Here is a 14,275-nt window from a genome sequence, read left to right as displayed (position 1 = left end):
TGCTACACCAATGTGAAGAGTGCATCGTTAAAGCCAATAACATCTCCATTTTTAAAGTTAACAGATTCAATCTTTCCATCAACTGGAGACGTAATTTCATTCATAATTTTCATTGCTTCAACGATACAAACAACTTGCCCTTTTTTGACTTCTTGTCCAACACTTACAAACGGTTTACCATTTGGTGTACTGGATTCATAGAATGTCCCTACTAAAGGTGACTTAATCACAGATTTAGGTAAATTTGGCTCTTTGATTTCACTAAGACTAACAACCTCTTTAACTTCTTTATGTGCTTGAGGTTCATTCAATCTAGTTACTTCTTCGTTTTTATTTTTTGATAACTTAAGTTTTACATCATTTGATTCAAACTCTAATACTTGTAAATTAGAGTTTTCAAAATCTTTAATGATACTCTTAATCTCATTTATTTTCATGTCTTATGATGATTGTAAATTAAGCTTTTAGAGTTGCTAAATAATCTACAATGTCTCCAACAGTTTCTAATTTTTGTGCTGCGTCATCTGCAACAGATACATTAAATGTTTCTTCTAAACGCATTACTAATTCAACAACGTCTAATGAGTCAACGCCTAAATCTTCTCTTAATCTTGATTCTTTTTTAATTTGCTCTTTATCTAAATTTAATTCATCTGAAATGATTTCAATAACTTGTTCTAACATGTCTTTTCCCTCTCTATTTTTAATATCAAACATTTTGAAATTCAAACATATTTTGATTATACACCTTTTATTTTATATGTCAAATATTTTGAAATTCAAACTATTTGAAATCGCTTACATCTTTATATAATAAAAAGTGCTACTAAACTAAGTTTAATAGCACTTTGATTTTAATTAACTAACGTATGGTCTATCATCATCTTTTTCAATAATGACTTCACTTTCTTTAGGTAATTCTTTTTCAATACGTTTATCTTTTTTAACTTCTTTTTCTTTTACTTTACCTTCATTTAATTCTTTACTAAATTCACGATATTTACCGTAACCTCTTGTTCCATCATAAATTAAGTAGCCGCCACCTAATACAGAAATAAATAGAATTAACCATGCAACCCATTCTGCATTAAAGTCTTGGTAAGCTGCCATCGCAACCCCAATAGCAAACACAATTATATGACTCCAGAATTTAACTTGTTCAGTTTTTTCACCTAAGAAAGTAACTGAATATAAGAAGACAATTGCACGAATAACAAACACAGTCACTAATGTATAACGGTAAACTAATCCCCAACCATCATTTAATGCTAATTCATTATTTAACGCTTGTATGCCAGCATAAATCATAATCGCGCCAAGAATTGTATCAATTAATACTTCAATTAAATTAATTGTTCTTAACACTTCTTTATTTAGCGATTTCATTAATGGAACAATTCTAAATAAACTAAAGATCACAATACCTAATCCTGTGATTAAATAAACGAGTTCTTGTCTAAAGAACATTGTGGCACCCACAGTAATTAAAATTGCTGCAAGAATAAACTTTAATAACCAACCATAACTTGCTTTTTTCATTATTTTTCCCCTCTTTATTATTTACTACTTTAATTATACTATATTTATTTTTGATAAAGAAAAAATATCTTTCCATAACTAAAACTATCCCTACTTAAGTAATAAAAAAGAACTCAAACACTTGAGTTCTTTAAAATTTAGATTGAGTTAAATACTTTCTTTATTTCCTGATAGATTAATATATCTAAATGAAGCATAAATAGCAAAACAAGCACCTAACAAACTAAATAACATATTTGAAACAAACTCTGCCATGATGCCTTCTTGATTAAGCAGTTGAGATAATGTCATATTTTCATAAAGTGCAAGTGAACTATAGGCAAATAAAATCATCCCCACAACAATAACTAACGTAAATACACTGACTAAAATGGTTGCTAAAGGTTTTGAAGGACCTTTGGCGCGTTTATATAAAAAGACTGAAACAATTGGAATTGGTAGATATAAAAGGAAGTGCATGAATCCACCCATGAATAAAGCTAAAAACGCTGGAATTGCACCTAAAACTGAACCTACAAATGCTAATACAATTGCATGCGTAAAGTTTGATTCTTTTTCTTTTTCTACTGCTTCATTGTACTTCATACGTTTTTCTAAATCTTCTTTATTAACAGGCAGTTTTAAGCCTTTAAATTTAAATTGATTAAAGTTAAATAAAAAATCAAAATATGCATCTTTTTCTTTATCACTAAAAATATTATTTGTTAATACATTAATATTCATTGTTTTTAATTTTTCTACAATTTTTTCTAAGATAGATTTTGCCATATCCAACTTCATATTTAACATAAGACCAACTAAATTAAATTCTTTATATGTTGAAAGTACTTGTAGTCGCATGCCCGCAACTGATGCAAGTTCACCAATTTCTTGTCTTGTTAATGTTCGCTCAAGTATAAATCCTGCAAAAACATAATTTACAAAACTATATTTAACTTCTAACATGACCCCTTCATAATCGTTTAACACAAAAGTAACACCTTTGTCAGATGTTTCTGCTCCAAACGGCTGCGTAAATTTATCTGCTATCATTTTTTTCACCTTATTAATGATTTCTATTCTTAATTTGATTGTATCAAAATAACTAATGTTTACAAAAGGAAATCATAAAAGAAAGGACTAGTTTATCAAAACTAGCCCTTTTACTTTTTATCCGTAGATTAAATCAATTAAATCTTGTCTTGTTTGAACACGAATATTTTGACCTGGATTTGAGAAGTCAGGGATTTGATCATCAAGTCTTTCAATTAAGAAGTCCTTAACAATTGTCATACCTTTTTCTTCATCTAATTCTCCATAACCAATATAAGTTTCAAAGTCTGCTTGCGGTATGCTTTGTGCAGCTGCGAATAATTGGAATACAGATATGCTATCTTTATCAGCAATATTTGATAGGCTTAACGCTTCAAACGCATCAAATAAGTTAAGAATTTCTTCTGTTTGAATATCATTATCTTCCATAGTTTCATGTGATTCAACTGTATCAAGGTTCGCACTTACAATACCTTCAGATACTTTTCTATTCACAATCATTGAGTCTTTAGCAACTACATTACGTAAGATTGTAAATGAAGTTGTTTGTGAGTTAATTGAGTTTACTTCTAGAGAAGTTAATCCAAACGCATCTAACGCTAATCCAATGTTTGTTAATTCAAGTTTAGTTAGATATTCATTCAAGTATCCCGCTTGTAATGAATCAGTTGGTACTGAGATTCCTGAATCAATAATATTTTTGGTAATTAATCTATAGATAATTACTGATTCTTCATCTGCGATATCTCCTAACATTAACGGTGAAATTGTATTGATATTTACGCCTTGTACAACACTTAGCAGTGGGCTATTTGGATTACCTGATAAGATACCAATTGAGTTTAATAAACTTGTAACTTCAGTTGCAGTTAATAAACCAAATCCATCTTTACCTAATTCGATATCATTCACATATACATCATCTCGAATTTCAACGTCTTGCGCGCTCATTGTGCGAACAATAATCTTAGATAACATACCTTCAAAGATTCTTGAATTAGATTGTCTCATATCACTAATTGTTTGTAAAGTCATATTATCAGATACTAATGTGCCTAATTCAGTGACTTTTGTATTTGGACCTAAGATTGCTAATGCTAAGAATAAATCATCTAAATCTGCTTGTAAGATATCACCATTTCCATCTATTGTATGTGGATGAATATCATCTTCACCAAGATTTGTAATTAATTCATGAGAAATTCTTGCTCTTAAAATATGAGATCCAGAGGCAACCACTTGAGATACTTCAGTAATTGTTAAGTCGTTTAATGAACCAACAACTTCCACAACTTGTGTTGTTTCATCGCCTGCAGGGTCTAAGACTGCTAAGCCATTAAATAAGTTTGTAAATTCAGTTGATGAGAAGACTAATGGATCTGAATCATGCGCTAATGTACGATCATATTGTTGGCCAACATTATCAAGAATCATCTTAGTCATGAAGTAATTAATGATTAATGAATCTGATGTAATCAGTGTTCTTAAATTACCAATTGATAATTCATCTTGAATTGTGTCTAAGTCGTTAATTGTTGTTGTGCCACCTAATGTATTAGCTAATGCTTGCATCATGCCTTGTAAGTGAACATTCATAATTTCACCATCTTGATCTTGTGCATCCGGATGAATATCAATGACGCCTAACTCATCAATTTTCGTTGAAACTAATGTATTGACGATTAATGAACTTTCACCAATCATTAAGTTAATCTTATCTAGTGTTATTGCATTCACATCTAAACCAGATGCTAAATCCATAACGAAATCGTCTTCACTATCAGCTACATGAATTAAGGAAGCAACTAATCGTTTCACTTCATCATAACTTAATAAATCATGTACGTATGCCGTACCATCATTATGGTAGACTTCTTCTTTGAGATTTAAATCACTAATTAAACTGATTGCTAATAGATTTTCTGATAGTAATGAACGAATAATAATTGAATCACCCGCATTAACAATATCACTTACTTGTTTGAATGTTAAGTTATTAGGGTCACTCATTGTGTCTAATAATTCTTGAACAGTCATGTTATCATCTGGGTCTAAAGTATCTAAAATCTTGAACAATTCGCCAATTTCTGTTGCAGATAGTATTTCGTTATGTACTGGATCCATTGCTAATGGATGCAATGTTAATCCGGATTCAATACCCATTGTAATGAATGAACGGATTAAGAATGAGTCTTCATAATCAATTGAAATTAAGTTATCCACTAAAACAGTATTTAGAATTGAAGTAGGATCTGAATCCTCTCCTAATGCACCTAAGTCTAAGTTTAATGTTACTAGTAAATCAGCTAACGATAATAACTCTTCTTGTTTCAAGTCTTTTAAATCAATTGGATTCATAAAGGCTGGCGTTGGAATTGTTAATAGATTAGCTGCTAATAATTGTGTTGTTATATTACGTCTAATAATTGCAGATTCTACTGCAATAACATCTCGTAATTTTTCTCCTGTAATACCTGATAAATCAAGTGATTCACCTTCAGCAGGAATGTCGATATCAATAATAATAATTGCTCTTAATAACTTATCTAATTCTGTTCTTAAAATCCAATTTTCATATGGAGCAAGCGTATCTAATGCATCTTCTGGAACTTCAAGTGCATCAACTTCTTTTAGATTTTCAGATAATGTGTAGTATAGAATTTCAGAACTTAATAATAATGTTCTATTATCATCATCTGAAGCATAATTTTTAATCACTGGCAATAAGTCCGTTAATAAATCAGCATTTTCACCACTGAATAAATCAGCAATATTTAATCCTTGTGCTTCCATTTCATCAGCTAAACCACCTAATACATCTAAGACAACTGATAATTCAGATTTTTTTATCCATGTTGCATAAACACCAGTTGTTTCAAATGCTGTATCCGGAACGGTAATGGCATCAAGTTTAGTTAAATTATAGTTAATAAATGAGTATAAGATATTTGATGATAAAACTGAATTTTTATTGTCTTCATCTTTGACAAACTCAATTAATGCTGGCAGTAAGGTTGCAATCATATTCGCATTGTCACTAAATGCATCAGCTAATGTTAACCCTTCTTCATATAAACCTAATACAATGTCTACGACTGCATCCATTTCAGTTCTAAATTGGAAAGTAGGAATATCCATTGCAGCAGTGATTGGTTCAACTAACTCAAGCGGCTCTGTCAAGAATTTATCAACTAAAGCTCTACTCATGCGATTTGTTAATTGACTAATTGTTTGTCCATCTAAAATCTTATTGAATGTAATTTTAAATTGTTCTCTGCCATCATTAGTTGTTAATAAGTTATCTAAAATTACAACAAAATCTTCATTATTTGCTAAATCAACAGCAATATTTAATTTTCCTAATTCTTTATAAACATCAGCAATCCATGCTAACTCACGTTTTAAATCATCAGTACTACCAAAGTTTTCATTAATAATTTCTAATAATAAATCAAGTTCTTCTTCAGCCCATCCAGTTGCCGCATTACTAATTGAGAAGAACATATAATCAGTGATTTCTTCCATAAATGTATCAATAATTTGATAATCACCAAACTTAGTTAACGCATCTTTAAACCATGCATGATACGTATCATCACTATTTAAAATAACCGTCAAATCAGAAATTCTAGATAAGAAGTCTTTTAATTCAACATCTGCGATACCATCATTATCTAGATCAATTCCTGGGAATTCGTATAATACTGTTTCAAATAAATCAACAGTTTGATTTAATACAGAACGAATGAAATTGCCTTCATAGGCAGTAATCTTTGTTTTTACATTATTTAAGAATTGAACCTTTTGTTCATCTGTTTGTATCCATGTGATATTGTGTTTCACTTCATCCATGAAGATAGCAACTTCTAATGCAATATCACCTAATTCGATTAAATCTAGGTTAGCAACTTTATTTAATGCACTCACAAATAAAGCTTGTTGTGTTTCATCGAATAAAGCAACCCTAGAATAATCATTAAATAAAGCTTGCCATGCTTGATAATCTTGGATTGTTAATAAATCTTTAACTGCTAAATAAATATCATAAATATCTTCACTTAAGACAATCTCTGTGGCATCAACTCTAGCATATAATGCTTCTAAATCATCTTTTGAAATAAATGTATTTGATTCATCATCCGCTAAGAAGGTTAATCCAACTTTAATACCTGGTTTTACAAGGGAATTTAAGAACTTAGATTCTGAAAACTTAACGAAAAAGCCTTCATATCTAATGATATCGTCAATTGTGAAATTTTCAAATCCACCATTTTCTAATTCTGATAACTGAGGAAGTGCAGTTCTTACGCCTTCTGCTACCCACACTAACTCTTCACGCCAAGTAATTGTTTGTGTTTCATCAACTTTTGATGTAAATACTAAGTCAAATAAATAATTCCCAGCACCAACACCATTAATTTCAATTTCATTAATATAACGAATCATGTTGACTTCGTTTGCTTTTGATAAACCTTCTGTTATTTCTTGAAGTTCAGGTTCACTTGATTCTAAACCATCGCCGACAATGGTATCAAATAAAACTAATGCAGGTATAAAAAGAATGACAGAAAATGCTGCACCCTTTACCATACCTACCATACCACCTAAGAAACGGTGCTTAGGTAATCTTTTAACTTTTTTTCGAATAAATAACCAAACAATACCGAATGTTAGTGCATTAATTAACCATCTTAAAAATCCACTTAAGACAACAAATAAAATAATTTTAATCACTAAATCAACAATTGATAACACCGCATTTAAAGCATTTGCCTCAATGACATAGTTATAATATTTTGTTACTTCAGGTATGTTAATCATTTGAACAATTTGATTTAGCATTTCCGGTTTAACTACATCAGTTAAATGCACTAAACTAAGGAGTGCAATAAAACCTCCGTAAACCACAACACTAGAAACCAAATTCCATAACGCTTTATAAAATCCCCTTTTTAAACCAAATAGAAATCCTGATAAAGCCGCAAGTCCTACCGCACCTAACTGTGCATATAAAAATAAATCAGGATAATTTGCATAATCTATTTGCATCCATTAATCCTCCCACTATATATCTCAATATAATTATACATTGTTTTTTTTTATAGATAACTATCTATACATAACTAAAGATAAAAAAACCAGAAATTAATTTCTGGTTTTTATTTCGTGAACTTTCTAAGTATCTTTAATGTTCTTTTATTTACTGGTTGATATCTAAAAGGTAAATCAAGTTTCCCTCTTGTTAAGATTGGTTTTTGATGCGTAAATGTATCAAAACTATATTTACCATGATAGGCACCCATTCCAGATCCACCTACACCTCCAAAAGGTAGGTTTTGATTAACAAAATGCATTAATGTATCATTAACAGTCGCACCACCAAACGATATGGTATGCATTAATTTTTTAACTGCGTTTTTATTATTAGAAAAAACATAGAAAGCTAATGGCTTATCATGTTCTAAAATATATGAAATAACTTCATCAAGTTCTTGATAGATCATGATTGGTAATATAGGTCCAAAGATTTCTTCTTGCATAACTTGATCTTCTTTTTTAACATTTAATAAGAAAGTCGGTTCTAATTTTTCTTTATTTGATTTTCCTCCATAAACCACATGATGTGGCTCAATTAATGCTAATTGGCGTTTTAAATGTCTTTCTGTGATTAGCTTTGGATAATTATTTGCTTCAATTGGATTTGCAGTATAAAATGCTTCAACATGTTTCATAGCATGTTTAATAAAAGTTTCTTCTAAACCTTCTTTAATAAATAAATAGTCAGGGGCAATACAAGTTTGACCTGCATTAATTAACTTGCCAAAAACAATTCTTTTAGCTGCCAAGTCTAAGTCAAATGTCTCATCAATATAAACCGGACTCTTACCACCTAATTCTAATGTGACAGGTGTTAAGTTTTTACTTGCTTTTTCCATGACATGTTTTCCTACATTTGTGCTACCTGTAAAGAAGATATAATCAAATTTTAAATCTAATAGTTGATTTGCTTCTTCGATACCGCCTAATACACATGATACAAAGTCACTTGAAAAAATTTCATCAATAATTTCTTTAATCACTAAACTTGTATGTTCACTTAATGGACTAGGTTTTAACACTACAGTATTACCACCTGCAATCGCACCAATTAAAGGATTCATTGCTAATTGGAATGGATAGTTCCAAGGACTTAAGATTAAAACAGTTCCATAAGGTTCTTTTACTATTTTTGATTTTCCAGGAAATAAAACCAGTGGCGTTTTAACCTTTTTTGATTTCATCCATCTTCTTAAGTTTTTGATTGTATGATTTAAATCACTTAAAACAACACTTACCTCTGTGAGTATACTTTCTTCATGTGATTTACCCAAATCTAATGCTAAAGCTTCTAGTATTTTAGGTTCATATTTTTTAATCGTTGTTTGTAGTTTTCTCAATCGTTCAATTCTAAATTGATATGATTTAGTTATTTTTGTTTGATAAAACTTCTTGTGTGATGTGAATAGTACATCAAATTTCATAATGATCACCCTTACTTATATACTTATTATACATGAAATAAGATACCTATTTTAAAATATAAAACCCTAACTCATTTGAGCTAGGGTGATTTTTAAATACTCTTTAATAAAAGTGCTAATGCTTCATCAACGTTTTCAATTTTTAGATCATTTTTTTCTTCTATTTTTTGTAATAAATTGGTTGTTGTAATCAGGCCAATTGTTTTTTCAATACTTGATTTAATTGCTTTAAGTTGCATAATAATTTCTTCACAAGTCGCTTCCTCATTTATTAAATTTAATACCCCAGTCATTTGACCATGTGTTCTTTTAATTCTATTAATAATCGCTGTATCACACTTCATAAACTAATTCCACCTGATAAATACTCATTCCACCCATAACATTTGTTACTTTATAGCCTTGATTGGCTAAAAACTGAGCCGCTTGTGTACTTCTAGCACCAGAGTAACAAATGACATAATATTCATCATTTTTATTAATTTTATTTAAGTGTCTACCAAATGATGATAATGGCATATGAATAATACCCTTAATATGCCCATTATCTACTTCATCTTGTTCTCTTACATCAATAATATTTAATTTTTGTTTTTTCATTAATTGTTCTAATTCAAAAGTCATGACTGTTTTATACATTATTATTTACCTTTTTAACCTTACTATATATACTAAATGATCCATCTAAGTTATAGCAGTCATAACCTAATGGTCTTAAAATACGTTCTGCATTATAACTTCTTGTTCCACTTTGACAGTATAGAATAATCTTTTTATCTTTAGGTATTTCATTTACTCTATCTCTAAGTTCATCAATTGGAATATTGATAGCATCCATAATCTTACCTAGGTTTTTATATTCTTCTTTACTTCTAACATCAAGTAAGTATGCACCTTCATTAACTAAAGTTTCTACTTCATGCCATTGAACCGTTTTTGATAAGCCTAGGATTATATTTTGAGCAACATAACCTGCTAAGTTTACAATATCTTTCGCGCTACCAAATGGTGGAGCATAACTTAATTCTAACTCCTGTAGCTCACTTACTTTTAATTTAGCCTTGATTGCAGTAGCGATAATATCTATTCTCTTATCAACACCTTTTTTTCCAACTGCTTGCGCTCCTAAAATCATTTCTGTTTTAGGTTCAAAAATGACTTTTAAGTTAATAGGTGTGGCATTCGGATAATATCCTGCATGGTCATTTGCCATTAAATGGATGACTTTATAATCCCTATTTAAAAGTTGTTTTTCATTTAAGCCAGTTTGAGCAATCGTTAAATCAAACACTCTAACAATAGACGTTCCAAGTGTTCCTTGGTAACTTACATCCATACCATTTAAAATATCTGCTAGTTGTCTACCTTGTCTATTTGCAGGACTTGCTAATGGAATTAAAGTATCTTCTTGAGTAAGGTAGTTTTTTACAATAATCGCATCCCCTACCGCATAAATATCTTTGATTGAAGTCTCAAACTTTTCATTAACTAAAATTCCTTCTTTAGAACCTAATTTAACACCTGCTTCTTTGGCAAGGTTACTATGATGCTTAACTCCAATTGATATAATTAAAAAGTCTGTTTCAAGTTCAATATCATTTAAAAGGATACTTTTTTCTTTAACTTCTAAAATATCTTTTGAAGTATAAACTTTTACGTTATTTCTAATTAACTCGTTTTCAATGAATTTAGACATTTCTAAGTCTACTGGCCCTAAAATTTGATTTGATTTTTCAATAATTGATACATCCATACCTAATTTTGCTAAGTTTTCAGCAACTTCTAATCCAATAAAACCAGCACCAATTATACTGACTTTTTTTGGATTATTATCTTTGATATAAGATATTATCTTTTCTAACCCAGGGATATTTCTTAACACAAAGTGTTTCATTAATCCTAGACCCTTAATCTCAGGAATAACTGGATTAGCACCTGTTGATAATATCAACTTATCATAAAAATATGATGAATCACGACCATCATTTCTAACAATAATTTCCTTATTTTCTGGGTGAATTGCTACAACTTCATGATTTTGTTTAATCATAAGATTAAATCTTTTTAGAAGCATTGTATCTTTAGCTACTAATAACTGATCCAAACTATTAATTTCACCTGAAAGATAATAAGGAAGTCCACAATTTGCAAATGATACAAATGGTCCTTTTTCAAAAACGATAATCTCATCATTTTGATTTAATCTTCTATATCTAGTTGCAAAACTCATTCCTCCTGCAACGCCACCAACAACAACAATTTTTGCCATATAAACTCCTATTTCGTGTAGTATTTCATCATGCCACCTTTAATATTGATGGCATCTATTCCATTAGCTCTTAATATCTTAACAGCCAGTTTACTTCTCATTCCTGATTGACATGTAACATAAACACGTTTGTTTGTATTAAATTTACGAATTTGTCCTAACGGTATATTCTTAGCACCTTTAGCATGAAATGCTTCGAATTCATAAGGCTCTCTTACATCAATTATGAAGTCATCATCTTTAAGTTCACTCCATTTTATGCTAGGTATTTTTTTAAATAACATGACAATTCCCCTTTTCTAATTATACCCACCGGGGTATGTTTATTATACGGTTTATATTTGATTATAGTCAATCCAAATGAATCAATTATGATAAATTTTTCATTTAGCTATTTTAAGAAAAATAAAAACTAGATTACTTAAAATCTAGTTTCAAATTCTCTCTGATTTAATATCTTGATAAAACGCTATCTGATTCTTACCATTTGACTTAACATGATATAAAGCAGAGTCAGCTTTTTTAAACAATTCATCAAGCGTTAATCCATCTGTTGGATATAAAGCAACCCCTACAGATGTTTTTATTCTAAACTGAATACTTGCAACTTCAATTCCTGTCGCTACCTCAGCTAATTTAGATTTTAAATTCTTTTCTAATGTATCATTTGTTTCATAATCATCAATCACAATAATGAATTCATCTCCGCCATAGCGGGCAATAAAATCTTGTTGTCGTTTATGTTGGTTTAAAACGCGTGCATACTCTTTTAAAACTAAATCTCCAATATCATGACCATACTGATCATTAATGTCCTTAAATCCATCGACATCGGTAATGATTAAAGCAAATCGTTTATGTTTTGACATTAAGTTTGACAAATAACTTTGAAGCATTCTTCTATTTGGAAGTTGTGTTAAATAATCTGTCATTGATTCTAATTCTAAATTATGTCTTTCATTTTTTAAAATACCAGTTGATTTATAGTTAATATATACTGTCATTATTGCAATCATGACTGTAATATATAATGCGATTGAGGCAAGAATGAGTTCATCATATTTAACCCCAAAAAGATTAGATGTTTGAGGTGCTATACCTAATAAAATAAGAACAATTCTAAGCGTGTGCAATATTGAAATACCTAGACCTAAAGCAAAGTGAATTTTTAAATAATTAAACCCAGGTTTATCAAAATATTTAAATGAAACAAATGCTAGCCTTAACATTGCATATATGACATAAAAACTCATTAAAACTTGTCTGATTTCAACTTGATTATTAATATATTTAAAGACACACAATAGTCCAAAAACTACTAAATATAATAAGGAGAGTTCTTTTGAATCATTCTCATGATCTAAAAACTTAGTTGTACCATGACTGAATAAAACCATTGAAAACGCTACTGCAGTATTCCCAAATATAAAATTAATTTCTTGTGTTTGTGTGGGGTCAAAACTATAAATTAAGACTGCAAAAAAGAATAAAACACTGCCATAAAGCCATTGTCTAATGCCTTTATAGATGTGATTTGCATATAAATTTGTAAAAATTAAACTTATCAAAATAACTGTTATGAGAAAACATACCCCGAACAGTATCAAGTTCATATCAATCATAGGATTAGTACCTCCCAATACTAAATCCAAAGTATTCAAATACTTTAAACTTTAATCAATCTTTTTAGTGTAGCATCTTCTTCTTTTATGATAATGTGGATTAAACTGCATCCATTGTGCTTGAATTTTTTTATTCAATTCAAGTTCCGGACCTGTTTCAGCCATTTTTACGCCATATTTTAATCCTTGTTTAATTCCATCTTCGATAATTAACGCCATCACACCATTCCCTTGGTGTTTTGGATCAACTGCTACAAAATAAAAGTCAATAACATCAAATTTTCTTAAACTTCTTAAAATCCTTGCCCAACCAAATGGGAACAAGCTCCCTTTATTTTTCTTATTCGCAAGTGCTAAGCTTGGCATCATACATGCGATTGCAACCACTTCTTTATGTTTATTGGTAACAAACCAAACAAAATCTAACTTTACTAGTGATTTAACTTGTTTCACATAATAATCTTCCACTTTTTGTGTGAGTGGGAAAAATCCATACAATTCACTAAATGCCCTATTGTAAACATTAAACGCATCATAAATATATTTATCTAAGTCTTTCATTTTATTGACTTTAACTAATTCATATCCATAACGTTCACGTACAATTTTAGCACCACGTTCAATACGCTCAGGCATTGATTCAGGCCATTTGATTTGAGATTCTATCCAATCAACATCTTTCACAAATCCCAATTGTTCAAGATGTTTATGATAATAATCCGGGTTCCAAATCGTAATAAATGAACCTAATTCATTAAATCCTTCAACTAATAAACCCATACGGTCTAAATCTGTAAATCCGATTGGACCAATAATGGTATCCATTCCTTTACTTTTGCCCCATGACACAACCGTATCAATTAATAACTTTGTCACATTGATATCATCAATCATATCAAGACGTGTAAAGCGTACAATTTTTGTTTGAAACGCCTCATTATATTTATGATTGATAATACCAGCAATTCTACCTACGACTTTATTTTTATCATAGGCTAAAAATCTAATACTTTCGCAGTACTCATGTACTGGGTTTTTTTCTTTATCAAACACATTTAATTCATCTAATGTTAAAGCAGGAACGAATGCTTCAATATGATTAAATAACTTAATTGGAAACTTCGTAAATACTTTCGCATCTTTTCTTGTGGTAACTTCTCTAATCGTATAGTTCATCGTCTATCTCTCTTTATAGAAAATTTATAAGAAAAAAGTAGTTTAAAAAACGAACGTGTTCGTGCTAATAATTTTACTTTCCCCTATTTAATTTTTTTGACAATTTTATTTTAACA

General features: G+C 29.9%; 12 protein-coding genes. All 12 read right to left on the bottom strand.

Features of this window, described 5'->3' with window-relative positions:
• Positions 1 to 2: 2 nt before the first annotated feature.
• Positions 3 to 437, bottom strand: a complete 435-nt coding sequence (locus EXC59_RS00820) for an acetyl-CoA carboxylase biotin carboxyl carrier protein (RefSeq protein WP_035369021.1) — start codon at positions 435 to 437, stop codon at positions 3 to 5.
• Between the two features lie 19 nt (positions 438 to 456).
• Complete coding sequence (gene acpP / locus EXC59_RS00815; RefSeq protein WP_035369020.1) at positions 457 to 684, bottom strand: acyl carrier protein; 228 nt, start codon at positions 682 to 684, stop codon at positions 457 to 459.
• Positions 685 to 858: 174 nt separating this feature from the next.
• Positions 859 to 1,539, bottom strand: a complete 681-nt coding sequence (locus tag EXC59_RS00810) for a hypothetical protein (RefSeq protein WP_035369019.1) — start codon at positions 1,537 to 1,539, stop codon at positions 859 to 861.
• Between the two features lie 147 nt (positions 1,540 to 1,686).
• Positions 1,687 to 2,571 (bottom strand): hypothetical protein, encoded by an 885-nt coding sequence (locus EXC59_RS00805; protein ID WP_035369018.1) that lies wholly within the window; start codon positions 2,569 to 2,571, stop codon positions 1,687 to 1,689.
• A gap of 117 nt (positions 2,572 to 2,688) precedes the next feature.
• Complete coding sequence (locus tag EXC59_RS00800; protein ID WP_035369017.1) at positions 2,689 to 7,620, bottom strand: CvpA family protein; 4,932 nt, start codon at positions 7,618 to 7,620, stop codon at positions 2,689 to 2,691.
• Between the two features lie 110 nt (positions 7,621 to 7,730).
• Positions 7,731 to 9,092: an aldehyde dehydrogenase family protein gene (locus tag EXC59_RS00795; protein WP_035369016.1), complete on the bottom strand. Its 1,362-nt coding sequence runs from the start codon at positions 9,090 to 9,092 to the stop codon at positions 7,731 to 7,733.
• Positions 9,093 to 9,184: 92 nt separating this feature from the next.
• Positions 9,185 to 9,436: a metal-sensing transcriptional repressor gene (locus tag EXC59_RS00790; RefSeq protein ID WP_035369015.1), complete on the bottom strand. Its 252-nt coding sequence runs from the start codon at positions 9,434 to 9,436 to the stop codon at positions 9,185 to 9,187.
• Positions 9,426 to 9,731, bottom strand: a complete 306-nt coding sequence (locus EXC59_RS00785; RefSeq protein ID WP_162163978.1) for a rhodanese-like domain-containing protein — start codon at positions 9,729 to 9,731, stop codon at positions 9,426 to 9,428. Before EXC59_RS00785 ends, EXC59_RS00790 begins: the two co-directional genes overlap by 11 nt.
• Positions 9,724 to 11,361 carry an FAD-dependent oxidoreductase gene (locus EXC59_RS00780; RefSeq protein WP_035369013.1) on the bottom strand — a complete coding sequence of 546 codons (1,638 nt, stop codon included), beginning with the start codon at positions 11,359 to 11,361 and terminating at the stop codon, positions 9,724 to 9,726. Before EXC59_RS00780 ends, EXC59_RS00785 begins: the two co-directional genes overlap by 8 nt.
• Positions 11,362 to 11,369: 8 nt before the next feature.
• Positions 11,370 to 11,645: a rhodanese-like domain-containing protein gene (locus EXC59_RS00775; protein WP_035369012.1), complete on the bottom strand. Its 276-nt coding sequence runs from the start codon at positions 11,643 to 11,645 to the stop codon at positions 11,370 to 11,372.
• Positions 11,646 to 11,795: 150 nt separating this feature from the next.
• Complete coding sequence (locus EXC59_RS00770) at positions 11,796 to 12,929, bottom strand: GGDEF domain-containing protein (RefSeq protein WP_162163977.1); 1,134 nt, start codon at positions 12,927 to 12,929, stop codon at positions 11,796 to 11,798.
• Positions 12,930 to 13,034: 105 nt separating this feature from the next.
• On the bottom strand, positions 13,035 to 14,159 hold the full coding sequence (locus EXC59_RS00765) for a hypothetical protein (protein ID WP_035369009.1): 1,125 nt from the start codon (positions 14,157 to 14,159) through the stop codon (positions 13,035 to 13,037).
• Between the last annotated feature and the right edge of the window lie 116 nt (positions 14,160 to 14,275).

Origin of the sequence: Acholeplasma hippikon (genome assembly GCF_900660755.1) — a bacterium.
In the GTDB taxonomy this organism is placed as follows: domain Bacteria; phylum Bacillota_I; class Bacilli_A; order Acholeplasmatales; family Acholeplasmataceae; genus Acholeplasma; species Acholeplasma hippikon.
This window is presented reverse-complemented; position numbering and strand designations above follow the sequence as displayed.